General features: G+C 67.4%; 23 protein-coding genes. 15 read left to right on the plus strand and 8 right to left on the minus strand.

The window, feature by feature from the left end; all coding sequences use genetic code 11:
- The first annotated feature begins 5 nt into the window (after positions 1 to 5).
- Positions 6 to 1,328, plus strand: a complete 1,323-nt coding sequence (locus tag ACZIYR_RS02740) for a sodium ion-translocating decarboxylase subunit beta (RefSeq protein ID WP_473032297.1) — start codon at positions 6 to 8, stop codon at positions 1,326 to 1,328.
- 75 nt (positions 1,329 to 1,403) lie between these two features.
- On the opposite strand, the gene ACZIYR_RS02745 is transcribed toward ACZIYR_RS02740, so the two are convergent.
- Genes ACZIYR_RS02745 through ACZIYR_RS02770 form a run of 6 tightly spaced genes read right to left on the minus strand, consistent with a single transcriptional unit; the run spans position 1,404 to position 7,186 of the window.
- Complete coding sequence (locus ACZIYR_RS02745) at positions 1,404 to 3,011, minus strand: gamma-glutamyltransferase family protein (protein WP_483528120.1); 1,608 nt, start codon at positions 3,009 to 3,011, stop codon at positions 1,404 to 1,406.
- Between the two features lie 8 nt (positions 3,012 to 3,019).
- The gene (locus ACZIYR_RS02750) at positions 3,020 to 4,543 is read right to left on the minus strand and encodes a tripartite tricarboxylate transporter permease (RefSeq protein WP_483528121.1); all 1,524 of its coding nucleotides are present in this window, start codon (positions 4,541 to 4,543) and stop codon (positions 3,020 to 3,022) included.
- A 12-nt stretch (positions 4,544 to 4,555) separates the two neighbouring features.
- Entirely contained in the window at positions 4,556 to 5,053 is a 498-nt protein-coding gene (locus ACZIYR_RS02755) for a tripartite tricarboxylate transporter TctB family protein (RefSeq protein ID WP_473032299.1), read from the minus strand.
- A 25-nt stretch (positions 5,054 to 5,078) separates the two neighbouring features.
- A complete protein-coding gene (locus ACZIYR_RS02760; protein ID WP_483528122.1) occupies positions 5,079 to 6,029 on the minus strand; it encodes a tripartite tricarboxylate transporter substrate binding protein in 951 nt (316 codons plus the stop codon).
- Positions 6,030 to 6,086: 57 nt separating this feature from the next.
- Positions 6,087 to 6,617 (minus strand): chromate transporter, encoded by a 531-nt coding sequence (locus tag ACZIYR_RS02765; protein ID WP_483528123.1) that lies wholly within the window; start codon positions 6,615 to 6,617, stop codon positions 6,087 to 6,089.
- Positions 6,614 to 7,186 (minus strand): chromate transporter, encoded by a 573-nt coding sequence (locus ACZIYR_RS02770; RefSeq protein WP_483528124.1) that lies wholly within the window; start codon positions 7,184 to 7,186, stop codon positions 6,614 to 6,616. The genes ACZIYR_RS02765 and ACZIYR_RS02770 overlap by 4 nt, the downstream gene beginning before the upstream one ends.
- Positions 7,187 to 7,348: 162 nt before the next feature.
- Here ACZIYR_RS02770 and ACZIYR_RS02775 point away from each other — a divergent pair, with 162 nt between their 5' ends.
- On the plus strand, positions 7,349 to 8,017 hold the full coding sequence (locus ACZIYR_RS02775) for a GntR family transcriptional regulator (RefSeq protein ID WP_483528125.1): 669 nt from the start codon (positions 7,349 to 7,351) through the stop codon (positions 8,015 to 8,017).
- A 68-nt stretch (positions 8,018 to 8,085) separates the two neighbouring features.
- Here ACZIYR_RS02775 and ACZIYR_RS02780 read toward each other — a convergent pair whose 3' ends face one another.
- Complete coding sequence (locus ACZIYR_RS02780; protein WP_483528126.1) at positions 8,086 to 8,727, minus strand: IMPACT family protein; 642 nt, start codon at positions 8,725 to 8,727, stop codon at positions 8,086 to 8,088.
- Positions 8,727 to 9,197 (minus strand): LexA family protein, encoded by a 471-nt coding sequence (locus ACZIYR_RS02785; protein WP_473032302.1) that lies wholly within the window; start codon positions 9,195 to 9,197, stop codon positions 8,727 to 8,729. Before ACZIYR_RS02785 ends, ACZIYR_RS02780 begins: the two co-directional genes overlap by 1 nt.
- A gap of 202 nt (positions 9,198 to 9,399) precedes the next feature.
- Between ACZIYR_RS02785 and ccmA the strand changes: the two genes are divergently transcribed.
- The 13 genes from ccmA (at position 9,400) to ACZIYR_RS02850 (ending at position 24,487) form a co-directional block, all read left to right on the plus strand.
- Positions 9,400 to 10,044: a cytochrome c biogenesis heme-transporting ATPase CcmA gene (ccmA, locus tag ACZIYR_RS02790; protein WP_483528127.1), complete on the plus strand. Its 645-nt coding sequence runs from the start codon at positions 9,400 to 9,402 to the stop codon at positions 10,042 to 10,044.
- Entirely contained in the window at positions 10,031 to 10,771 is a 741-nt protein-coding gene (gene ccmB / locus ACZIYR_RS02795; RefSeq protein WP_483528128.1) for a heme exporter protein CcmB, read from the plus strand. Before ccmA ends, ccmB begins: the two co-directional genes overlap by 14 nt.
- 14 nt (positions 10,772 to 10,785) lie before the next feature.
- The gene (locus ACZIYR_RS02800) at positions 10,786 to 11,526 is read left to right on the plus strand and encodes a heme ABC transporter permease (protein ID WP_473032304.1); all 741 of its coding nucleotides are present in this window, start codon (positions 10,786 to 10,788) and stop codon (positions 11,524 to 11,526) included.
- Positions 11,526 to 11,765, plus strand: a complete 240-nt coding sequence (ccmD, locus tag ACZIYR_RS02805; RefSeq protein ID WP_473032305.1) for a heme exporter protein CcmD — start codon at positions 11,526 to 11,528, stop codon at positions 11,763 to 11,765. Before ACZIYR_RS02800 ends, ccmD begins: the two co-directional genes overlap by 1 nt.
- Positions 11,755 to 12,270 (plus strand): cytochrome c maturation protein CcmE, encoded by a 516-nt coding sequence (gene ccmE / locus ACZIYR_RS02810; RefSeq protein ID WP_473032306.1) that lies wholly within the window; start codon positions 11,755 to 11,757, stop codon positions 12,268 to 12,270. Before ccmD ends, ccmE begins: the two co-directional genes overlap by 11 nt.
- Positions 12,271 to 12,282: 12 nt before the next feature.
- Positions 12,283 to 14,289, plus strand: coding sequence for a heme lyase CcmF/NrfE family subunit (locus tag ACZIYR_RS02815; RefSeq protein ID WP_483528129.1), 2,007 nt, complete (start codon positions 12,283 to 12,285; stop codon positions 14,287 to 14,289).
- Complete coding sequence (locus ACZIYR_RS02820; protein ID WP_238977559.1) at positions 14,286 to 14,816, plus strand: DsbE family thiol:disulfide interchange protein; 531 nt, start codon at positions 14,286 to 14,288, stop codon at positions 14,814 to 14,816. The genes ACZIYR_RS02815 and ACZIYR_RS02820 overlap by 4 nt, the downstream gene beginning before the upstream one ends.
- On the plus strand, positions 14,807 to 15,280 hold the full coding sequence (locus ACZIYR_RS02825) for a cytochrome c-type biogenesis protein (protein ID WP_473032309.1): 474 nt from the start codon (positions 14,807 to 14,809) through the stop codon (positions 15,278 to 15,280). Before ACZIYR_RS02820 ends, ACZIYR_RS02825 begins: the two co-directional genes overlap by 10 nt.
- Positions 15,277 to 16,503 (plus strand): c-type cytochrome biogenesis protein CcmI, encoded by a 1,227-nt coding sequence (gene ccmI, locus ACZIYR_RS02830; RefSeq protein ID WP_483528130.1) that lies wholly within the window; start codon positions 15,277 to 15,279, stop codon positions 16,501 to 16,503. Before ACZIYR_RS02825 ends, ccmI begins: the two co-directional genes overlap by 4 nt.
- Before the next feature lie 4 nt (positions 16,504 to 16,507).
- Positions 16,508 to 20,002, plus strand: a complete 3,495-nt coding sequence (gene smc / locus ACZIYR_RS02835) for a chromosome segregation protein SMC (protein WP_483528131.1) — start codon at positions 16,508 to 16,510, stop codon at positions 20,000 to 20,002.
- Between the two features lie 225 nt (positions 20,003 to 20,227).
- Complete coding sequence (zipA, locus tag ACZIYR_RS02840; protein WP_483528132.1) at positions 20,228 to 22,021, plus strand: cell division protein ZipA; 1,794 nt, start codon at positions 20,228 to 20,230, stop codon at positions 22,019 to 22,021.
- Positions 22,022 to 22,163: 142 nt separating this feature from the next.
- The gene (ligA, locus tag ACZIYR_RS02845) at positions 22,164 to 24,224 is read left to right on the plus strand and encodes an NAD-dependent DNA ligase LigA (RefSeq protein ID WP_483528133.1); all 2,061 of its coding nucleotides are present in this window, start codon (positions 22,164 to 22,166) and stop codon (positions 24,222 to 24,224) included.
- A complete protein-coding gene (locus ACZIYR_RS02850) occupies positions 24,221 to 24,487 on the plus strand; it encodes a YheU family protein (RefSeq protein ID WP_473032312.1) in 267 nt (88 codons plus the stop codon). Before ligA ends, ACZIYR_RS02850 begins: the two co-directional genes overlap by 4 nt.
- Positions 24,488 to 24,498: the final 11 nt, after the last annotated feature.

Consider the following 24,498-nt stretch of genomic DNA (forward strand, 5'->3'; position numbering starts at 1 on the left):
CCGTCATGGAACAGCTACTGACCCTGTGGGAGGGCTCGGGCCTCTACAACCTGACCCTCGGCCAGGCGGTGATGATCGCGGTGGGGCTGATCCTCCTCTACCTGGCCATCGCCAAGAAGTTCGAGCCGCTGCTGCTGGTGCCGATCGGCTTCGGCGGCATTCTCGCCAACATTCCCGAGGCGGGCCTGGCCATCTCGGCGCTGGATCAGGCCGTCGAGGTGGCGCGCCCCGCGGTGCTGCACCAGATCGCCTCGGCGCTGGGCGCCACCCTGGATCCGCTGGCCGGTGAGCAGGCCTGGCGGGCCACCCTCAAGGCGCTGCTCGACAACGGCGCCTCGCCGGACCAGCTGCGTGCCGCCAAGGACGTGGCGGTCAACGTCGGCTACGGCGACGGCCTGCTCTTCACCTTCTACGAGGTGGCCGTGGCCTCGGGGATCGCGCCGCTGCTGATCTTCATGGGCGTGGGGGCGATGACCGACTTCGGCCCGCTGCTGGCCAACCCGCGTACCCTCTTTCTGGGCGCCGCGGCGCAGTTCGGCATCTTCGCCACGGTATTCGGCGCGGTGGGCATGTCGGCCATGGGCTGGATGGACTTCTCGCTGGAGCAGGCTGCCGCCATCGGTATCATCGGCGGCGCCGACGGCCCCACCTCGATCTATGTCTCCAGCGTGCTGGCCCCGGAGCTGCTCGGCGCCATCGCCGTGGCCGCCTACGCCTACATGGCCCTGGTGCCGATGATCCAGCCGCCGATCATGAAGCTGCTGACCTCGAAGCGCGAGCGGGAAATCACCATGACCCAGCTGCGGCCGGTGTCGAAGCTGGAGAAGATCGTCTTCCCGCTGCTGCTGCTGATGCTGGTGGCGGTGTTCCTGCCGGATGCTGCGCCGCTGCTGGGCATGTTCTGCTTCGGCAACCTGATGCGCGAGTGTGGCGTGGTGGAGCGACTCACCGACACCGCCCAGAATGCCCTGATCAACATCGTCACCATCGTGCTGGGGCTTGCCGTGGGCTCGCGGCTGATGGCCGAGAGCTTCCTGGCGCTGGAGACCCTGGGGATCATGGGGCTGGGCATGGTGGCCTTCGCCATTGGCACGGCGGCGGGGGTGATCATGGCCAAGCTGATGAACGTGATGAGCAAGATGCCCATCAACCCGCTGATCGGGGCCGCCGGAGTCTCGGCAGTGCCCATGGCCGCCCGGGTGGCCAACAAGGTGGGGCTGGAGTCCAACCCCCACAACTTCCTGCTGATGCACGCCATGGGCCCCAACGTGGCCGGGGTGATCGGCTCGGCGGTGGCCGCCGGGGTGATGATCAAGTACCTGACCTGATCCGGCGTCCTTGCCATGATCACGCCAGCGGCGCCCCTTGGGGCGCCGCTGGCGTTTTACGGCAATGGCCGGGACCTACCAGGGCAGGGCGGCGCCGTCGGTGCGCGGTTCGGTGCCGGCGTAAAGCCCCCCGCTCTCGGGGTCGCGCAGGATAATTTGCCCCCGGCCGAAGGTCAGGCCGTCGCGGCACTTGACGATGTGGTGGCCGCGGCGGGCCAGCGCCTGGGCCAGATGGTCGGGAAACTCGGGCTCGACCTCCACGGTGCGGCCCTCGGTCCACTTCCAGCGCGGCAGGTCCAGCACCGCCTGGGGGTTGAGCCTATCCTCGAGCATGGCGGTGACCACCTGGACGTGCCCCTGGGGCTGCATGTAGCCGCCCATCACGCCGAAGGGCCCCACGGCCTGGCCGTCCCGGGTGATGAAGCCCGGGATGATGGTGTGGTAGCTGCGCTTGCCCGGTGCCAGGACGTTGGCATGCTCCGGTTCGAGGGAGAAGGACCAGCCGCGGTTCTGCAGGCTGATGCCGGTGCCGGGGACGACTATTCCCGAGCCGAAGCCCTCGAAGTTGCTCTGGATGAAGGAGACCATGTTGCCCTCGCCATCGGCGGCGGCCAGGTAGACGGTGCCCCCCTTGAGGGGATCGCCGGGTACCGGGTCCAGGGCCTGGGTGCCGATCTGGTCTGCGCGCTGTGCCAGATAGTCGGCGGCGAGCAGCTGTTCCACGCTGGCATGCATCGCCTCTGGTTCGGCGACGTAGTGCAGGCCGTCCACATAGGCCAGCTTGGTGGCCTCGATACGCCGGTGCAGGCTCTCCACGGGATCGCAGGGTTCATCGCCGAGGGCTTCCAGCATGCCCAGCGCCTGCAGTGCGATCAGGCCGCTGCCGTTGGGGGGTATCTCCCAGATATCGTGGCCACGATAGCGGGTGCTGATGGGAGTGACCCACTCGGGGGCGTAGGCGGCGAGATCCTCGCGGCGCAGGAAGCCCCCGTGCCGGCGAGAAAAGGCGTCGAGGCGATCCGCCAGCTCCCCCTCGTAGAAGGCGCGCCCCCGGGTCTCGGCGATTGCCTGGAGGGTGGCGGCCATCTCCGGTGAGCGCCAGACCTCGCCGGCCGCCGGCGCCCGGCCGCCGGGGGCGAAGTGCTCGAACCAGGGGGCGAACTCTGCCCCGCTGTACTGACCGTAGCGCTTCACGGCGGCCTGCCACAGCTGGCTGGCGACGGGCGTTACGGCATAGCCCTGGGTGGCGAACTCGATGGCCGGGGCCAGCAGGTCGGCGAACGGCAGCTTGCCGAAGCGCTCCGAGAGTGCGGCCCAGGCGCTCGGGGCGCCGGGAACGGTGACCGGGATCAGGCCGTGGGCCGGCATCTCGTCGTGGCCAAGGGCCTTGACGGCCTCCGCCGAGATACCACGCGGGGCGGGGCCGCTGGCATTGAGGCCGTGAAGCTCGCCGTTGACCCAGACGATGGCGAAGGCGTCGCCCCCGATACCGTTAGAGGTTGGCTCGACCACGGTCAGCGCCGCCGCGGTGGCGATGGCCGCATCCACGGCGTTGCCGCCGCGCTTGAGCATATCGACGCCGACCTGAGCGGCAAGCGGCTGGGAGGTGGCGACCATGCCGCGCTGGCCGACGCTCATCATGCGCCGCGAGGCGGCTGGGTAGTAGTGGGGATCGAAGTTCATGGCGTGTCCTATTCGAGCGAGGCGTTGGTTCGTTGGGAAAAGGCCTTGCGCCGTCTCATGTAGCTAATGACGCTGTACAGAATCGAGACCACCGCCAAGGTCAATAGGAGGGCGGATATCGGTCGGGTAAAGAACAGTGTCCACTCATCGCTGGTTTGAAAGGCCCGCCTGAGGTTGGTTTCGGCGATCGGGCCCAGCACAACCCCAAGCACCAGCGGCGCCAGCGGGTAGTCGAGCTTTCTCAGGACATAGCCAGCCACACCGACACAGGCGAGCAGGTAGAGATCGGAAATGCGATTGTTCAGGGTATAGGTCCCGATGGCGCAGCAGGCCAGAACCACCGGCACCACGATGTACTTGGGCACGTTGAGCAGGCGCAGGAAGGCGCGCATCAGGATCAGGCCGATAAACAGCATGAACACCGAGGCCACGGCCATAGAGATGAACATGCCATAGACCAGGTCCGGGTTGTCGAGGATGAGCCGCGGCCCGACGCTGATGCCATGCACCATGATGGCGGCCATCAGCACCGCATCGGCAGGGGAGCCGGGAATCCCCAGGGCAATGAGTGGAATCAGGCTGCCGCCCACCGTGGAGGAGTTACCGGACTCCGACGCCACGACACCTTCAGGTTCACCGTTGCCGAACGACTCCGGGTGCTTCGAGGCACGCTTGGCCTGATCGTAGGCGAGCAGGTTGGAAATCGAGCTGCCTGCCCCGGGCACTGCGCCGATGAAGACGCCGATCAACGAAGAGCGTACCACATTGACGGGTTTGAGAATCACCTGTTTTACGGTCTCGAGCAGGTGGGGGCGCATGTCGCCACTGATCAACGACCCGGGCTGCGGCTTGCCCCCTCGAGCGGGCTCCAGCTCCGAGAGCAGCTGGCTCATGGCGTACATGCCAATCAGAACGACCAGGAAAGGAATGCCGGCCGCCACTAATTCATAACCAAAAGTGAAGCGCTCTCGCCCCATGATCGGGTCGGGGCCGACGGTGGCCAGTCCAATGCCGATCAGCCCGGCAATCAGCCCCCTGAGCAGCGAGTCGCCGACCAGGCTCGCGATGATGGTCAAGGCGAACACGATCAAGGCGAAGTACTCCCAAGGCCCCAGCTTGACGGCCATCAGCGCCAACGGTGGAGCCGCCATGATCAGCACGACGATGGAGATCAAGGACCCCACGAAAGAGGCGAGCAGGCCGATGGAAAGCGCCCTGCCGGGATGCCCTTTGCGCGCCATGGGAAAGGCATCGAAGGTGGTCGCTACGGCCGAAGGCGTTCCCGGGATACCGAGCAGCGCGGCGCTGAACAGCCCGCCGCTCAGCCCGCCGACGTATACCGAGAGCATGACCGCGACCCCTTGCAGCGGCGGCATCGCGAAGGTCAGGGGCAGGGTGAGCACGATGGCCATGGTGATCGTGAAGCCGGGGATGGCGGCGGACACGATGCCGGCAAGGGTGGCGATTGCCATCAGCGCCAGGGTGTAGGGTGTCATGATGCCACCCAGCGCCAACAGGAAAGCGTCTGTCATGATTTCACCTGATTACCATCTTGCTCTGGGGAGGTAGATGCTGAATACCTCGGAAAAGAGGTAGTAGGGGCCGGCGGAAAAGACGACGGCGACTAGCAATGCGATAGCAATGGCAGTCAGCCGTTTCGGGGCCATCAGAATCTGGGCAGTCGAAAGGTACAGGAAGGTGCTGATCATGAACCCGAGCCAAGGCAGCGTGGCCATATAGGCGATGAACAGCACCAGATTGATGATCACCGTCTTCAGGTTGGCCACGCGTTCCAGGCAGACTGACCAGGAGGTCCTGGGCAGGCCGTGCTTGAAGAGCTCCGTGACGAAGGCGATGGTGCAGAGCCCGGCAATCGACAGGAAAATGATGCGAGGAAAAGCGCCGGCACTCATTGGCTCCCAGCGAGAGGCCGGCAGCGAGCCGGCCTTGAGTGACATGAACAGCGCAAGAGAGGCAATGATGGCATAGGAGAGAAGCTGCAGTGTGGGCAGCAAGCTCTCCTCTTGGGTTTTTCTTTCCATGCGGGCCTCCTGTAGACACCCAGCCTCAGTCGAGGAGGTGGGCGTTGGCCTCAATGGCCTGGTTCATGGTGTGCAGGTAGTCGGCATAGTCGGCTCGCCCCATGTAGCGAACGGTGCCACCGACATTGGCGACCTGGGTACGGAAGGACTCACTCTCGGCAATCGTGGCCAGTGCGCTTTCGAGCGTATCGAGAATTGCGTCAGGAGTGCCTTTGGGCGCTACCAGGCCGCGCGTCACCAGGAACTCCAGGTCGTAGCCTAGCTCTTGCAGTGTCGGCGTGTCCGGCAGTTCGTCGATGCGCTCGGTGGTGGCCACTGCGAGAATGTTCATGTCGCCGTTTTCCACGAAGGCGCTGGTGGACGAGTAATCCTCGATGGCGACGGTAATATGGCCACCTGCCAGGGCGCGCAGCCGCTCACCGGTCCCCTCGTAGCCGACGTAGCCGAACTCGGTACCGGTGGCCTCCTCGAACTGCACCGCCCATAGGTGGGGGATGCCGCCCATGGTGACGCCCATTCGGTACTCTCCCGGGCTGGCGCTGACATCCTCGAGCAGGTCGTCGAGGGTTTCCCAGCCGGTGTCGGCGTTGACGGCAATGACGGAGTTGATGCTGGTCATCATGGAGATAACCTCGAAATCATCCCAGTTCAGGTCTGTGACGCCGGAATGGTGCGCGATCAGCAGGCCTTCGTGGATCTGGGTGATGGTATAGCCGTCATTGTCGCGGCGTGTGGCTTCTCGTAGGCCGATCGTGCCGCTGGCACCGGGCATATTGATGATCGGCACGGCCTCATCCAGGGTTTCCTCAAGGTGCTGCCCGACGATGCGCATCAACAGGTCGCTGCCGCCTCCCGGCCCCCAGGGGACGATGAACTCGATGGGCTTTTCGGGATAGCTGTCGGCAGCCATGGTAAGAGGGGGCACGGCCAGAGCAGCGGCAGCGGTGGATGCGGCAATGAGGGTGTGGAGCTTCATGAAATACCTCGGTTTGTCTTTGTTGTGAAACAGGTGATGTTGCGTAGCGAAAGAGTGCTAGGTGATGAAAAGCCCTCCATAGATCAGTGCGGCCATGATCACCAGGGCCGGATGCGTCTTGAATCGCAGTAGGGCGATGGCGGAGACCGCAGCGATCAGTCCGGTGTGGAACATCCCGGCACTGCGCACCCCCTCGAGCAAGAAACCCACGGCCAGGGCGGCCATCATCAAGGCGATGACGGGACGGACCCACTGGCTCATGCGCTGCACGCGGGGGGAGTGGCGATGCCGATAGAGCAGACCCAGCGCGCCGAGCATCAGCAGCAGCGAGGGTGCCACCGTGGCCAGCACTGCCACTGCGGCGCCACCGGTACCGGCAACCTCGTAGCCCACATGCCCGGCCATCTTGGTGGCGATGGGGCTGGGCAGGGCATTGCCCAGCGCCAGGGTCTCGGCGAATTGGTGGGCACTCATCCAGCCGTAGTGGCCGACCACTTCGGCCTCGATGAGCGGAATGATGGCCGGGCCACCCCCGTAGCCGATAATGTTCGGGATGAAGAAGGCAAGAAACAGCTCCCAGTAAATCATTGGGCGGCCCTGCTTGGTGGTGCCACCGGGCGCAGCAGCGCTGCGGCCAGCAAGCTGCCGATGAGCCAGCCGGGGTGCAGGCCTGCGGCGTAGATCAGCACCGCGGCCGCCGCCGACATGGCCAGGCTGACGCCCCAGCCCAGGGCCAGCCGCGACTTATTGAAAAAGTCCCAGGCTAGCTGCGCCATCATCACCATGACGACCGGCACCACCGCCTGGCTCATGCCCTGTATCCAGCCGACATGGCGGTACCGGGTAAAGAGACCGAGCAGCAGAATCATCGCCAGGATCATGGGCAGGATCACGGCACCGACGGCGACGATACAGCCGCGCACGCCCGCGACCCGGTAACCGATATAGCCGGGCATCTTGGTGGCAATGGGGCCGGGCAGAGTGTTGCCGATGGCCAGCACGTCGGCAAATTCGTCATCGCTCAGCCAGCGATAGCGATCGACCACTTCTTGCCGAACCAGCGGAATCATGGCGGGCCCCCCGCCGAAGCCGAGCAGGCCGATGCGGGTGAAGGCCCAGAACAGGGCGCGTAGTGGAGGCGGGGTGGCGGGGCTCAAGACCGGCTCCAGTTTCGATCGACGAAAGTATTATTAATTGATTTGTCCATGACTCATCTTACTTGAACTAAAAAATCGATTATTGGTCATGAAATATAGATTGCCCGGTGAAGATGGGTCAAGCTTGTATCAGACGCTGTTTCAGCCAAGGGAGGAGGTGGCATGGCGATACCCGAGCGGACAGGCCGAGCAACGACGTCCAGCCGTATCTACGACATCCTGCGTCAGGATCTGCTAAACGGTCGCTTCGAGGCCGGGGAGAAACTGGCGATCAGCACCCTGAAGGAGCGCTATGCGGTTGGGCTCAGTCCGCTGCGTGAGGCGCTCAATCGCTTGGCGGCCTACGGGCTGCTGGTTCAGGAGAATCAGCGTGGGTTCCGGGTGCCGAAGATGGTGCGTGAAGAGCTCGAGGACATTGCCGGCATGCGTCGGGAGCTCGAAGGGATGGCGCTTGAGTGGGCGATAGGTCGGGGGGATGCGGAGTGGGAGTCGGAGCTGTTGGCGGCGGCCCATCGCCTCAAGCGCTTCGAGCTGGCAGCGGGGCAGATCGACGAGTGGGAGCAACTGCATGCGCGTTTCCATCGGACCCTGGTGGCCCCTTGCGGCTCGGTATGGCTGTTGCGCTTCATTGAGCAGCTGCACGACCAGTTTGACCGTTACCGGCGACTGGCGCCTGAAGCGCCCGATGTGCGACGGATCCTGGATGCTCAGCATGAAGAGCTGGTGGAGCTGGCGCTGAAACGCAACACCCGGGCTGCTCGCGCGGTGATGGAGGATCATGTGCAGCGTTCATATGAAGTGGCGCTCCAGAGCTTCGCCGAGCTGGGGTAGTAGGTGCCGGCATACTGGCGGTGATGACCTGCGCAGCGCCTCCTCTTTCCTCCCCCTTCCTCCCCCGCCTAGCTGGCGTTGCTTGGCACCTTGGGTGGGTTGAGGCATTCAAGGCGCCCACGCAGCCGGGCCTCGAGCGGGCTGAGGTCTAGCGCGACATCGCGGGGCCAGCCCACGGTGAGGACCACGCCGTCGGCGGTGTACTCGGCGGCCTCCACGGGCACGGCCTGGCCCTCGAGCCAGGCGCGCGCCTCGGCCTCGCCGGCGAAGTCCACCCGCAGGCGCAGCGCGAGGCGCTCGACGACCTCGCGGCGTGGCAGTGCCTCCAGGGCCTGCGCCACGGCCTGGGCGTAGGCCCGGGCCAGCCCGCCGGTGCCGAGCTTGGTGCCGCCGAAGTAGCGGATCACCACGCAGCCCACTTGGCCAAGCCCGCTGCCTTCCAGCACCTGAAACATGGGGCGTCCGGCGGTGCCGCCGGGCTCGCCGTCGTCGGCAAAGCCGATGGCGGCCTGCTCCCCCGGTGGGCCGGCGATAAAGGCGCTGCAGTGGTGGCTGGCGGCGGGATGCGTCCGACGGGCCGTCCCGAGCAGGGCGTCCAGGGCGGCCGGCTTGGGGGCATGACAGACCCAGGCGATAAAGCGGCTGCGCTCTACCTCCAGTTCGGTTGCCTGCCATTCGCCGGCAGGCAGGTCGGGGACTGGGTAGCGCATCAGTGGGTCAGCTCGCGCTGGCGTACCACGCCCATGACCATGCCGAGCACCTGGATATCGCTGTTCTTGAGATAGATGGGTGCCATGCTTTCGTTGGCGGGCTGCAGACGCACGCCGGACTTTTCTATATAAAGCTTCTTCAGGGTGACCTCCTGCTGGTTGATCAGCACCACGGCGGTTTCGCCGTTCTCGGCGCTCTCCTGGCGCTCGATGATGATCACATCGCCATCGTAGATATGACAGTCGACCATCGAGTTGCCGCGCACGCGCAGGGCGTAGGTGTTGCGTCGCACCATGCTCGCGGGAGCGCGGACCGTGCCGCCGCTGGGGCAGGCCTCGATGGGCATGCCTGCCGAGACGTCGCCGAGCAGCGGGATCTCGATGAGCTCGGTGGCCTCGACGCTGGACCAGGAGTCGGCCAGTGGCAGGTTGGGACGTCGCTGCAGATACCGTGTGGAAACCTCAGGCATGTGGTGTCTCCCCTGTCTCAAGACCTGTTGAAATGTACAGGTGTTTTGCATCATAGCACCCCGCGACGTTGTGGCAAGTTCCATGGCTCGGCGCCACCCTTGCCGCAGGTCAAGGGTGGCGCCGGGAGACGGCCGTTTGACTGGCGGCATAGGCCCATTCCGTGTAGAGTCCGGGCGAAAATCGCCATTCCTGGAGAGTGCCTTGAGCCTGCGTCTGCAAGCGCATAACCTGGCCTGCGAGCGCGACGATCGCTGGCTGTTCCGGGGCCTGGATCTCGATATCCGTGCCGGCGAGATCGTGCGCATCGAAGGGCCTAACGGCAGCGGCAAGACCACCCTGCTGAAGATTCTGTCCGGGCAGCTGGCCGACTACGAGGGTGAGCTGTATTGGGACGAGCGTCCGATGCGCCAGGCTCGCGAGTCCTTTCTTTCCAACCTTCTCTATATGGGGCATGCCCCCGGGGTCAAGGCGGCGCTGACCCCGCTGGAGAATCTCGCCTGGTACCAGGCCATGGCCGGACAGCCGCGCGATGAGGCGGCACGCTTCGCGGCGCTGGAAGACGTGGGCCTGACGGGCTTCGAGGACCTGCCGGCGGGGCAGCTCTCCGCCGGCCAGCAGCGCCGCGTGGCGCTGGCGCGGCTGGTGCTGACCCCGCGCCCGCTGTGGGTGCTCGACGAGCCCTTCACCGCCATCGATCGCGACGGTGTGGGGGCCCTGGAGCAGCGCCTGGTCGAGCACGCCCGCCGCGGCGGCAGCGTGCTGGTGACCACGCACCATGAACTGACGCCCTGCGCCGAGCTGCGCCGTATCCGCCTGGGCGGGGGAGGTATCGATGTCGGCCACTGACGGCTCCTTGATCGGTGACGACATGCGTGTCGCTCGCACGGAACCTCAGGGCGGCCTGGCGGTCGCAGTCTGGGCCACCCTCAAGCGTGACCTGGTGCTGATGCTGCGTCGCCGCAGCGAGGTGATGAATCCGCTGGTGTTCTTCGCCATCGTGATCACGCTGTTCCCGATCGGGATTTCCCCCGATCCGGAACTTCTGGCAGCGATCGCCCCCGGGCTGCTGTGGGTGGCGGCGCTGCTGGCGGCGCTGCTGTCGCTGGACAGCCTGTTTCGCGCCGACTACGACGACGGCTCCCTGGAGCAGCTGCTGCTGACGCCGCAGCCCTTGGCGCTGCTGACCCTGGCCAAGGTGGCCGTGCACTGGCTGTTGACCGGCCTCCCCCTGGCGCTGATGGCGCCGGTGCTGGGGATCATGCTGGCCCTGCCCGCGGGTAGCTACCTGGTGCTGGCGCTCTCCCTGGCGCTGGGCACGGCCAGCCTGAGCCTGATCGGAGCCATCGGGGCGGCACTGACGGTAGGCCTGTCGCGGGGCGGCGTGCTGCTGTCGCTGCTGGTGCTGCCGCTTTACATTCCGGTGCTGATCTTCGGTGCCGGTGCCGTGCAAGCCGCCATCCTGGGTGACGGCATCATGGCGCATCTGGCGATTCTCGGCGCACTGCTGTCGCTGGCACTCTGCCTGGCGCCCTGGGCGATCGCGGCTTCGCTGCGCATCAGTATCAACGGTTGAGAGGTTGACGAGGCATGTGGGCCTTCATTAATAAACTGCGTTCTCCCAAGTGGTTCTATGCCATCAGCGCCCGCCTTCAGCCCTGGTTCTGGGCCGCGGCGCTGCTCCTTATCGTGACTGGCACGATCTGGGGGCTGGCGTTTGCCCCGGCCGACTATCAGCAGGGCAACAGCTTCCGCATCATCTATGTCCACGTGCCGGCGGCCTTCCTGGCCCAGTCGATCTTCGTCTCCATGGCCATCACCGGCCTGGTGTTCATGGTCTGGAAGATCAAGATCTGCGACATGGCCGCCGCCATGATGGCGCCGCTGGGAGCCGCCATGACCTTTATCGCACTGTTCTCCGGTGCGGTTTGGGGCGTGCCCACCTGGGGCACCTGGTGGATGTGGGACGCGCGACTGACCTCGATGCTGATCCTGCTGTTTCTCTACCTGGGCGTGATCGCCCTGCGCGGCGCCTTCACCAGCCGCGACAGCGCCTCCCGCGCCGCCTCGGTGCTGGCCATGGTGGGCGTGATCAATATCCCGATCATCAAGTATTCCGTCGACTGGTGGTACACCCTACACCAGCCGGCCACCTTCACCGTCACCGGCCGCGTTGGCATGCCCATGGAGATGTGGGCGCCGCTGCTGATCATGGTGCTGGGGTTCTACAGTTTCTTTATCGCCCTGACCCTGACCCGCGTGCGCAGTGAGATCCTGCGCCGCGAGGCCAACAAGCACTGGGTCCGTGAACTGGCCGGGGAGACACGCTGATGGCCTTCGATACCTTTCAGGAATTTCTCGCTATGGGCGGCCATGCCCCCTATGTCTGGGCCTCCTGGGGCCTGACCGCGGCCCTGCTGCTGGGCTGCGTGCTGCATGCCCGCGCCGAGCGCCGCCAGCTGCTTCGCCAGCTCGAGCGCCGCGTCCGGCGCGAAGGCCGACTGGCCGCAGACTCCGCCAGGGCGACACCGATTCAACATGACAGGGGTGGATATACCAATGACGCCTAAACGCAAGCAGAAGCTGTTCGTGGTCCTAGGGCTCGTCTCCCTCACGGCAATCGCCGTGGGCCTGACGCTCTACGCCCTGCGGGCCAACATCAACCTGTTTTTCAGCCCCATCGAGATTGCCGCCGGCGATGCCCCCTATGAACGCCAGATCCGCGCCGGCGGCATGGTGCGCGAAGGCTCGGTCTATCGCAATCCCGATAGCCTGGACGTGGAGTTCACGGTGACCGACTACGTGGAGGACGTGCGCGTCTACTACAGTGGTATCCTCCCCGATCTGTTCCGCGAGGGGCAGGGCGTGGTGGTAGTCGGCCAGCTGCAGCAGGGCGGCTATATCAAGGCCGACCAGGTGCTGGCTCGCCACGACGAGAACTACATGCCGCCCGAGGTCGCCGATGCCCTGGAAGCTGCCGGCTACTCGCCCGCCGACTTCCAGCAGAAGGCCGCCAAGGTGGCCGAGCGCGTCGAAAAACAGGAAGCGGAAAGTAACGGCGCAAGCCAGTACTGACCCGGAGTCCCCATGCAGATCCAGATGATTCCCGAAATCGGCCACTTTGCCCTGGTCATTGCCCTGCTCTTTGCGGTGATACAGTCGGTGCTGCCGGTGGCCGGCGCCTCGCTGCGCCGGCCGCTGCTGATGGCCTATGCCCGCCCCATGGCGGCTGGGCAGCTGCTGTTCGTGGCCATCGCCTACGCCGCCCTGACGGCCAGCTACATGCTGGACGACTTCAGCGTGCTCAACGTGGCCAACAACTCCAACTCCATGCTGCCCTGGTACTACAAGTTCAGCGCGGTCTGGGGCAACCATGAGGGCTCGGTGCTGCTGTGGAGCCTGATGCTGGCCGGCTGGGGTTATTTCGCCGCGCGCTACTCCCGGGAGCTGCCGCGGGACGTGGTGGCCCGGGTCGTCAGCGTGATGGGCATGGTCTGCGTGGGCTTCCTGCTGTTCATCCTGGTCACCTCCAACCCCTTCGAGCGCATTCTGCCCAACGTTCCCCAGGACGGCGCCGACCTCAATCCGCTGCTCCAGGACATCGGCCTGATCCTGCACCCGCCGGCGCTCTATATGGGCTACGTGGGCTTCTCGGTGGTGTTCGCCTTCGCCATCGCCGCGCTGCTGGGCGGTCGCCTCGACGCGGCCTGGGCACGCTGGGCGCGGCCCTGGACCAACCTGGCCTGGGCGTTTCTCACCGTGGGCATCGCACTCGGCAGCTGGTGGGCCTACTACGAGCTGGGCTGGGGCGGCTGGTGGTTCTGGGATCCGGTGGAGAACGCCTCGCTGCTGCCCTGGCTGACCGGCACGGCGCTGATGCACTCCCTGGCGGTCACCGAGAAGCGCGGCTCCTTCAAGAGCTGGACCCTGCTGCTGGCGATCACCACCTTCTCGCTGTCGCTGCTGGGCACCTTCCTGGTGCGCTCCGGGGTGCTGACCTCGGTCCACGCCTTCGCCAACGACCCCTCCCGCGGCTTCTTCATCCTGATGCTGCTGGGCATCACCGTGGGCCTGTCGCTGCTGATCTTTGCCCTGCGCGCGCCGCGGGTCAGCCACAAGACCGGCTTCAACTGGCTCTCCCGCGATGCGCTGCTGCTGATCAACAACATCATGCTGGTGATCATCACGGTCACCGTGCTGATGGGTACCGTCTATCCCCTGCTGCTCGATGCGCTCGACCTCGGCAAGATCAGCGTGGGCCCCCCGTACTTCAATGCCCTGTTCGTGCCGCTGACGGTGATCATGTGCATCTTCATGGGGATGGGGCCGGTGGCCCGCTGGAAGCAGACCGATCCCCGCATGCTGGTCAAGCGGCTCTGGCTCGCCGGCGCCGCGGCGCTGGTGATCGGCAGTATCATGCCGTTCATCTTCGGTCAGGAGTGGAACGCCTGGGTCGCCATCGGCCTGGTAACCGCCATGTGGATCGTCTTCCCGATGATCCGCGACCTCTTCGACAAGACCCGCAATGCACCGTCGCGGCTGGCCGGGTTGAAGAAGATCTCGCCGGCCTACTGGGGTATGCAGCTGGGCCACCTGGGCGTGGCGGTGACCATTATCGGCGTGGCGGTGGTCTCCAACTACAACATCGAGCGCAACGTGCGCATGGCGCCGGGCGACAGCGTTCAGGTCGCTGGCTACACCTTCACCATGACCGAGCTGACCAGTCGTCAGGGCCCCAACTTCCTGGCCGACCGGGCGGTGATCGAAGTGCAGCGCGGTGAGAGCCGGCGCAGCTTCACCATGAATCCGGAGAAACGCCTCTATATCGCCCGGGGCATGCCCATGACCCAGGTGGCGCTGCGCCCCGGCTTCTTCCGCGACCTCTACGTGGCCATGGGCGAAGATCTCGGCGACAACAGCTGGGCGATGCGCGTCCAATACAAGCCCTTCGTGCGTTGGCTCTGGCTCGGTGGGCTGCTGATGGCTGCCGGCGGCGTGCTGGCCGTGGCCGACCGTCGCTATCGTCGCCTGGCCACCTCGCGCGATCCCGAGGCGGTGTCGCCCACCGGCAAACCCCGGGAGGCCACCGCATGACCCGCCGTCTGCTGCTGCTGCTGCCCCTGGCGGGGTTCCTGGTGCTGTCGCTGTTTCTCTACCAGGGGCTCTCGCTGAACCCCTTCCACCGGGATTCCGCGCTGATGGCGCGGGACTTCCCGGCGTTCGACCTGGCGACCCTGGAAGATCCCGAGCGCCGCGTGGACCGCTCCCTGCTGGCCACCGGCGAACTCACCCTGGTCAATGTCTGGGGCGAGTGGTGCCCGGAATGCAAACGCGAGATGCCCCAGCTGCTGGACCTCTCCGATCGCGGCATTCGCATGGTCGGGATCAGCTGGAAGGATACCCGTGAGAAGGGGCTCGGCTTCCTGGAGGAGTTCGGCAATCCCTTCGAGGTGAATATCTTCGACCCGGACAACGAGCTGGGCTTCGAGCTGGGAGTGTTCGGCGCGCCGGAGACCTTCCTGGTCGACCGTGAGGGTATCATCCGCTATCACCACACCGGCTATATCTCGCCGGGTGACGTTCGTGAACACATCCTGCCGGAGGTGGAAAAATGGCAGTGATCCGATGGATGCTCGCTGGCCTGGCGCTGCTGATGATGGCCGGCAACTTGCATGCCGGGGCCATCGAAGTGCGTGAATTCGATGACCCGGTAATGGAGCAGCGCTACCGCAGCCTGACCGCCTCGCTGCGCTGTCCCACCTGCGAGAACCAGGCCATCAACGACTCCGATGCGCCGGTCTCCGGCGACATGCGCGACCGCGTCTACCTGCTGCTCAACGAAGGCGTCTCCGACATGGAGATCCGCGAGCACATGGTCGAGCGGTTTGGCGACTACGTGCTCTACAACCCGCGCCTGGAAGGTCGCACCTTCCTGCTGTGGGGGCTGCCGGTGGCCCTGGTCGTCCTCGGCGCCGTGCTGGTGGTGCTGGTGGTGCGCGCCCGGCGTAATGCCTCTGCCCGTGAGCTGAGCGCCGAGGAGCGCGCCCGCCTCGAGGCCCTGATCAATCGCGGGAGGACCGAATGACCCTGTTATGGCTTGGCTTTGCCATCCTTTTGCTGCCCGCCCTGTGGCTGCTGGTCGCGCCGCTGCGCCGTGCGCAGCGGGTCTACCAGGCCCAGCGTGAGTTCGAGGCCAACGACTCCACCACCGAGCAGAACGTCGCCATCTATCGGCGGCGCCTGGCCTCGCTGGAGGCGGCGCTGGAGCGCGGCGACATCGATCAGGCGCGCTATGAAGAGGACCGCCTCGATCTCGACCGCAGCCTGCTCGAGGATACCGAGGAGCAGCGGCGCGGCCCGCTGCACTCGCCGGCGTCCGGCCGCTTTCTGGTGCCGGTGGTGGCCGTGGCAGTGGTCATCGGCTCGGTGTTCTGGTACCAGCAGTACGGGGCGGAGGGCGACTTGGCCCTGTATGCCGCCTATCAGGAGAGCGACTCCCTGCCCGTCCTGATCGAGCGCCTGGAGGGGGAGGCGGCCAGCCAGCCCGGCAACCCCAACGTTTGGGCCGCGCTCTACCCCCTCTATCGCGATGCGGGCCAGGGCGAGGCGGCGCTAGGTGCCTTGAACAACCTGATCGAGCTGGAAGGGCGACAGCCGTCGCTGCTGGCCCAGAAGGCTCAGGTCAAGTTCTTCATGGCCAATCGCACCATCGACGCCGAGGTGCAGGCGCTGGTCGACGAAGTCATGGAGGAGGATTCCCGCGAGCCGACCGTGCTGGGCATGCTCGGCGTTCAGGCCTTCGAGGGTGGCGACTACGAGCTGGCGATCGACCGCTGGCGGCGTGCCATCGCCGGCATGGGCGATAGCGGCTCGGCCGAGGCCCTGCGCGAAGGCATCCGCGTGGCCCAGCAGCGCCTGGGCGTCGCCCCGGAAGAGCAGGAACCCCTTGCCCAGGGGCCCGGCATTCAGGTGCGGGTCAGCCTAGACGAGACCCTTGCCAATCGCCTGGATGAGAACACCCGGGTGTTCATCGTGGCCCGCGACATGGAGGGCGAGCTGCCCCCCCTGGCCGCGGCTCGGGTGACCCTGGGCGACCTGCCGACCACTCTGGTGCTCGACGACCGGCACGCTATGTCCGACGAGGCCAGCCTCTCCCAGGTCCGCGAGGCCAGGCTGCTGGTGCGGGTCAGCCAGACCGGTGACCCCGCGCCCACCCCCGGGGACATGTTCGGCGACCTCGAGGCCGTGGCCGTGGGCAGCGTCGACGGTGAGCCCGTGGAGCTGGTGATCGACCGCGTCATCGAATAGCCGGATGCGTCTTACATCGATTCGGTTGGTCGGCTTCAAGTCCTTCGTCGACCCGGTTACGGTCCCCTTCGATGGCAACATGACCGCCATCGTCGGGCCTAACGGCTGCGGCAAGTCGAATATCATCGACGCCGTGCGCTGGGTCATGGGCGAATCCTCGGCCAAGACCCTGCGCGGCGAGTCGATGACCGACGTCATCTTCAACGGCTCCACCGCGCGCAAGCCGGTGGGGCTGGCGTCCATCGAGCTGCGCTTCGACAACGGTGACGGGGCCATGGGCGGCCCCTACGCCCAGTACGCCGAGATCGCCGTCAAGCGCCAGGTCACCCGCGAGGGCCAGTCGACCTACTTCTTCAACGGTCAGAAGTGTCGCCGCCGCGACATCGCCGACCTCTTCCTGGGCACCGGCCTGGGGCCCCGCTCCTACGCGATCATCGGCCAGGGCATGATCTCGCGGCTCATCGAGGCGCGTCCCGAGGAGCTGCGCGGCACCCTGGAAGAGGCCGCCGGTATCTCCAAGTACAAGGAGCGCCGCCGCGAGACCGAGAACCGCATGCGGCGCACCCGGGAGAACCTCGAACGCCTGGAGGACATCCGCGAAGAGCTCGACAAGCAGCTCGAGCGCCTCAAGCGCCAGGCCGAGGCCGCCCGCCGCTACCAGGCCCTCAAGCAGGAGGAGCATCGCCTCAAGGGCGAGCTGGCGCTGCTTCGCGGGCGGGCCCTGCGTGCGCAGCAGGATGAGGAGGAGCGCCGGGTTCGCGAGCTGGAGACGGCGGTGGAGCGCGACATCCTGGGAATGCGTCAGTGCGAGGCCCGCCTCGAGGAAGCCCGTGCCGCCCACGACCGCCTGGCCGAGGAGCTCGACGCTTGCCAGACACGCTTCTTCGAGACCACCACCGCTATCGCTCGGCTCGAACAGAGCCTGGAGCATGCCCGCAGCCGGGAAGCCCAGCTGGCCGGCGACCTGGATGCCGCCCGGCGCGAGCTGGACGAACTCGACCGCCTAGGCGAGGATGACGGTGAGCGGTGCCTGCGCCTCGACGAGCGCCTCGACGCCCTTGGCCCCGAGCAGGAGGACGTCGCCGAGCAGCTGGCCGAGCTGGACGCCATGCTGGAGGAGGCCGAGCCCGCCGCCGAGGAGGCCGAACAGGCCTGGGAGCGCTTCAACGAGGGCTGGCGTGAGGCCAGCCGCGACGCTGAGCGGGCCCAGGACCGGCTGCGTGAACTCGAACACCGCCTGGCGCAGGTCGAGAGCGACGCCCAGCGCCGCCGTCAGCAGCGCCAGGAGCTCCCCGATCTCGCCGAGCTGCAGGCGCGGCGCGCCGAACTCAGCGAACGGCTAGAGGAGCTGGCGCTGGAGCAGCAGCGCGTTGAGGGCCGCCGCGAGGCGCTTCAGGCCGAGCGCGACGCTGCCCGGGAAGACGCCGCGACCCACGAGCAAGCGCGCGAGGCGCAGCGCAGCCGGCGCAGCACCCTGCAGGGCGAGCTGGCCTCGCTGGACGCGCTGATACAGGCCGCGCTCACCGACCCCGACGAGGCGTTGACCCGCCACCTGAGCGAGCATGACCTGGCCGACGCGCCGCGTCTGGGGGAGGCCCTGCGCGTGGCGCCCGGCTGGGAGGCCAGTGTTTCCTGGGTGCTGGCGCCCTGGCTGGCCGCGCGCCTGGCCGAGCCCGATGCCTTCCATGCGGCCAGCGCCGCGCCTCCCGCCGAGCTGGGGGCGCTGTCCCCCGATGCCGGCGTCGAGGCCAACCCCCAGAGCCTGGCCGCCCGAGTGCAGGGCGCCGGTGCCGCCGCCGCCTGGCTGGCGCCCATTCGCTGCGTGGAGAGCGATGCCCAGGCCTGGGCTGAGCGCGCCACCCTGGCCCCCGGCGAGAGCCTCATCACCCCCGCGGGGCTGTGGCTGGGACCCGACTGGGTGCGTCACCGGGGCCAGGGCGAGGGGCCGGACACGCTGCTGGTGAGCCGGCGGCGGCGCGACCTTGCCGTCGCCGAACTCGACGAGGTGGAAACCGGCCTGCTCGACCTGGAGCACCGGCTGACCGCCGCCCGCGAGATCGCCGAGCGGGCCGAAAGCGAGCTGGAGCGACTGCGCCAGGAGGAGCGCCGCCTAAGCGATGCGCACCAGCAATTGGCTGTCCAGGACAGCGGCCTGGCCAGCCGCCTCGATCATCTGGAAGGGCGCGCCGCCGAGCTGGCCGAAGAGCTGGAGGGGCTCACGGAGACGGGGGAGGAGGTCCGGCTGACCATCGAGGAGGCCCGTGAGCGCTGGCAGCAGGCCATGGCCGGCCTCGAGGAGGGCGCCGAGCGTCGTGAACGGCTGGAGCGTTCGCGCAGCGATGCCCGCGAGCGCCTCGCCACGCTGCGTGCCCGTCAGCGGCCGCTGAGCGAGCAGGCCCAGGGGCTGGCGCTGGAACACCAGCGCCTGACCACCGAGCGGGCCGGGCTAGCCGAGCAGCAGGGGCGGGCCGGCGAGGCTCGCCAGCGCCTGGAAGCGCGCTGCGCCGAGCTGGCCGAGGCCCTCGAGGCCCTGCGCGAGCCCGACGAGGAGCATCGTGAGCAGCTCGACGAGCTGCTGCACCGTCGCGAGCGCGATGAGCGCGCCCTCAATGCGGCCCGCGCCCGCGCCGCCGAGCTGGTCGAGCGCCTGCGCGAGGACGAGCAGCGCCGCCAGGACCACGAGCGCAGCCTGGAGGGAACGCGCGAGCGCCTTCAGGAGGCGCGCATGCAGGTCCAGGCCCTGTCGCTCAAGGCAGAGGCTCAGGACGAGCAGCTGGCCGAGCTGGGCCATGACGCCGCGGCGCTTGCCGAGGACCTCGACCCGGACGCCACGGAGTCCGCCTGGCAGACCCGGCTCGAGGCGGTCGGCGAGCGCATTCGCCGGCTGGGCGCCATCAACCTGGCGGCCATCGAGGAGTACGACCAGCAGGCCGAGCGGCGCGACTACCTGGAGGCCCAGCACGCGGAGCTCAGCGAAGCACTCGAGACGCTCGACAAGGCGATCCGTCGCATCGACCAGGAAACGCGCACCCGCTTTCGCGACACCTTCGAGCGGGTCAATCAGGGCCTGCAGTCGCTTTTCCCCCGAGTCTTCGGTGGGGGAACCGCATGGTTGACGCTGACCGGCGAGGATTTGCTGGATACCGGGGTGGCCATCATGGCGCGGCCTCCCGGCAAGAAGAACAGCACCATTCATCTGCTGTCCGGCGGCGAAAAGGCGCTGACCGCCCTGTCGCTGGTATTTGCCATCTTCCAGCTCAATCCGGCGCCTTTCTGCATGCTCGATGAAGTGGATGCGCCGCTGGATGATGCCAACGTGGGACGCTATGCCAAGCTAGTGAAGGATATGTCCGATTCCGTGCAGTTTATCTATATTACCCATAACAAGATCGCCATGGAGGCCTCCGAAAGGCTGATGGGGGTGACCATGCAGGAACCGGGGGTATCCCGGCTAGTGGCGGTCGGGGTTGAGGAGGCGGCCGCGCTGGCCGAGGCCTGAAGGGCTTGCAAGCCGGAGATAAACGCGATATCAGAAAGGGCATCATGGTCGCATCGCACTCATGACGAGTCGATGGTACAGGGAATGACGCAGGGTCGATTGGACTCTCAGGCGAGAATGCCGGGGCTTGACAAACAAAAAAAGTGGCCCTTTTTTTGGCAATCGCGCTATGCTGGTGACGAACAACCATCCGGCATGGCGCCCTAGCGATAGGCAAGACGACCCATGGAACTTAGAGAATGGCTGATCGTTCTGGGGCTGGCGCTGGTGACTCTCATCGTCATCGATGGGGTACGTCGCCTGAAGCGCCAGCGCCGAATCCCGCGCCTCGATCAGGCGGGAAGCGAGCCCGGGCTCGAAACAGGCGGTGCAGCGGCGGGGGATAGCGCCGATGACGACGCCAACTGGGAACTGCCCAACGGCGGCGCGCGCGTCGTCAGTCCTGCCAGTTATTCGCAGGTGCAGCCCAAGCCCAAACTGCAGCGCCAGGAACATCCCGGCCCCTCCCGGGTACTCGCCGGCCTGAAGCAGGGGGCCAGAACGGCGCCCGGCGCGGCGGGTCAGGGGAGCGAGGCCGCGCCCCGTCCTTCGGAGAAGGCTTCCGAGCGCGTGCCGGCCCAGCGCCGGGATGCCGCCGCCGAGGCGGCACCCGCGGCCGAGCCGACGTCGGCCGCCCGGGACGCCTCCAAGGCACCCTCGCGGCCCGACGAGTCATCCGCGCCTTCGGCCGCTGCGCCGGCGGCGTCCGGCGCTGCTGCGCCGAGCGCCGACACGGCCGATGCCAAGCCGCGCCAGGGAGCAGCGCCCGCCGCCGAGGCCCGGGCAGAGCGCCAGGCGCCTTCCCAGGCCGAGGACCCAGTCGCCAGTACGACCCGCCCCCGCGACGCCGCCGACGACGTGGCCAAGGCCAGCGCCGACTCGGAGCGCGAGGCTGCCCCGTCAGCGGCGCCCCAGGCGCGCCGCGAGCCGACCCTCTCGGCCCTGGATGACCACGAGCCGCCGGCAGCCCAGGTCGATGAGCCGCTGGTGGCCGACCCCGAGGATCATGACGAGCTGCATGACGACGACGAGCGCTATCGCCTCGTCGACCTGGAAGGCATGGGCGATTCGCTGAAGAGCGGCTCCCGGCGCATGGGGCAGTCGATGCAGCGCTTCGGCAGCTCCGTCCAGCAGCGGATGGCCAAGCGGCGCGAGCAGAAGCGCCTCGAGAAAGAGCGCCGCGAGCAGGCCCGTGCCGAGAAGGCCGCCCGGGAAGCCGAGCGTCGTCGCCTGGCCCAGGAGCAGGCGGCCGCCGAGCAGGCTGCCCGAGAGGCCGAGCGCCGCCGCCTTGAGGCCGAGGCCATTGCCCAGGCGGATGACGACGACCCGCTGTTTACCCCGCCGCGTTCTCGCCAGGCCCACGATGTCCACTCTGGCGACGCCGAATACGGCTATGTCGAGACGGCCCCGGGCGCGCAGCGCGATGAGCCGGTACCGCAGGCTCGGGAAGACGACGTGGTCCGTGCCCACCCCACCCTGGAGAAGGCGCTGCGCCACGACGTCAACGCCGAGCACGCCCGCGACACCCTGAGCCATGCCGAAGAGGTGATCGTGATCAGCGTCATGGCCCGCGACGAGGCGGGTTTCTCGGGCCCGGCGCTACTTGACCTGATGCTGGCCTGCGGGCTGCGCTACAGTCGCGAGATGGGGATCTTCCACCGCTTCGAGACCGAGGATCCGGACAGCGAGCTGCAGTTCTCCATGGTCAACGTGCTCAAGCCGGGCAGCTTCCCCATCGAGGCGATGGACGACTTCACCACGCCCGGTATCACCCTGCTGATGCCGCTGCCCGGGGCTGAGGACGCCTCGGCGGCCTTCGAGGCCATGGTGGAAACTGCCATGGTGATCGTGCGCCACCTGGGCGGCGAGCTGAAGGACGAGAACCACAGCGTGATGACCGCCCAGACCGTGGAGTTTGCCCGCCAGCGGGTCCAGGAGTTCGTGCGGCGTACTCGTCTCAATCGCTATCAGGCGAACTAGGCCGTATTCATATCCTTGCCAGGCGTGAAAACGACCCCCGATGGTGTCCCGTCGGGGGTCGTTGCTTTGGTAAGCTAGGCCAGACTCGCGGCTTCGAAGCGGACATTTTGAAGCCTTCGCCATGGACGAGACCCCTGACGCAATGACCCAGCCCGACCAGCCGATTCGCGACGAGGTGGCGCGCCTGCGCGCCGAGCTCGATGACGCCAACTACCGCTACTATGTGCTCGACGACCCGACCCTGACCGACGCCGAGTACGACCGCCGACTGCGCCGCCTGCAGCAGCTCGAGAGCGAACACCCCGAGCTTCAGACCTCCGACTCCCCCACCCAGCGGGTCGGCGCGCCGCCGGCGGAGGGCTTTCCCGAGGTGCGCCACGCGCTGCCCATGCTCTCCCTGGACAATGCCTTCGACGAGGCGGAGCTCGAGGCCTTCGTCAAGCGGGTCGGCGACCGGCTGGAGCGGGAGGGCGACGAGCTGGCCTTCTGCTGCGAGCCCAAGCTCGACGGCGCGGCGGTATCGCTGGTCTACGAGCGGGGCGTGCTGGTCAGCGGCGCCACCCGCGGCGACGGGCATACCGGCGAGGGGATCACCTCCAACCTGCGCACCCTGCGCTCCGTGCCGCTGCGGCTGCGTGGCGATGCCCCACCCGAGCTGCTCGAGGTGCGCGGCGAGGTGATCATCAGCCACGCCCGCTTCGAGGCCCTCAACCAGCGGGCGCGGGAGGCGGGCGGCAAGGTCTTCGCCAATCCGCGCAACGCCGCCGCCGGCAGCCTTCGCCAGCTCGACCCCAAGGTCACCGCCACCCGGCCGCTGGAGTTCAGCGCCTACCAGGTGGCGCGCCTCGAGCCGGACCAGGGCGACGCCACCCATAGCGCGCTGATGGCCCACCTGGCCGAGTTCGGGCTGCGCACCAGCGCCGAGCTGGAGGTGGTCAAGGGCGCGGCCGGGCTGATCGACTACTGTCGCCGCCTGGGCGAGCGGCGCGACCGCCTCGGCTACGATATCGACGGGGTGGTGATCAAGGTCGATGACCTGCGCCTGCAGCGCGAGCTGGGCTTCGTGGCCCGGGCACCGCGCTGGGCCATCGCCTTCAAGTTTCCCGCCCAGGAGGCCGTCACGCGCCTCAACGAGGTGGAGTTCCAGGTGGGGCGCACCGGCGCCATCACCCCAGTGGCCCGCCTGGAGCCGGTGGCGGTGGGCGGCGTCACCGTCGCCAACGCCACCCTGCACAATGCCGACGAGATCGACCGGCTCGGCGTCAAGATCGGCGACAGCGTGGCGATCCGCCGCGCCGGTGACGTCATCCCCCAGGTGGTGCGGGTCATCGAGGCGCAGCGCCCCGCGGACGCCCGGGAGATCGTCTTCCCGGAGCGCTGCCCCGTCTGCGACTCGCAGATCGAGCGCCTGGAGGGCGAGGCCGTGGCGCGCTGCTCCGGGGGGCTCTACTGCGCCGCCCAGCGCAAGGAGGCGCTCAAGCACTTCGCCTCGCGGCGCGCCCTGGATATCGAGGGGTTGGGGGTCAAGCTGATCGATCAGCTGGTGGAGCGTGACTGGGTCACCACCCCGGCGGACCTGTTCCGCCTGGAGGCCGAGCGGCTGACCGAGCTGCCGCGCATGGGCGAGAAGTCCTCGGAGAACCTGGTGGCGGCGCTGGAGAAGGCCAAGGCCACGACCCTGGCCCGCTTTATCTACGCGCTGGGGATCCGCGAGGTGGGGGAGGCCACCGCCGCCAACCTGGCGCGCCACTTCGGCACCCTGGAGGCGCTGATGGCCGCCGATATCGCCGATCTCGAGGCGGTGGAGGACGTCGGTCCCATTGTCGCCGCCCATGTGCACACCTTCTTCCGCCAGCCCCATAACCGCGAAACCATCGAGGAGCTGCGCGCCCAGGGCGTGACCTGGGAGGAGGCGGCCGTCGGCGAGCGCCCCCAGCCGCTGGCGGGCCAGAGCTGGGTGCTCACCGGCACCCTGGAGAGCATGACCCGGGACCAGGGCAAGGCGCGCCTGCAGGCGCTGGGCGCCAAGGTGGCCGGTAGCGTATCGAAGAAGACCGCCGGCCTGGTGGCGGGCGAGGCCGCCGGCAGCAAGCTCGAGAAGGCGATGCAGCTCGGGGTGCCGGTACTGGATGAGGCCCAGTTCCTCGAGCGCCTGAAGCGCTGGGAAGCGGGAGACACCGAACCCGAGGAGGACGCATCATGAGCGGGCGCTTCGTCGACATTCCCTACCGCATGCTGCCGGCCGAGACCCTGGAGGCGCTGCTCGAGGCCTTCGTTACCCGCCAGGGCTACGACACCACCGACACCGGCGATGGCATGCGCGGCTGGGTGGCGGAGCTCAAGCGCCAGCTGGAGCGCGACGAGCTGATCATCGCCCACGACCTGCAGACCGAGACCACCGAGGTGATGACCCTGGCCCAGTGGCGGGCCTTCGGCCGCGACCTGGCCGATGACGAGGAGGACTGAGGCTGCCTCGC

Source organism: Billgrantia sp. NRB1, from assembly GCF_056921725.1.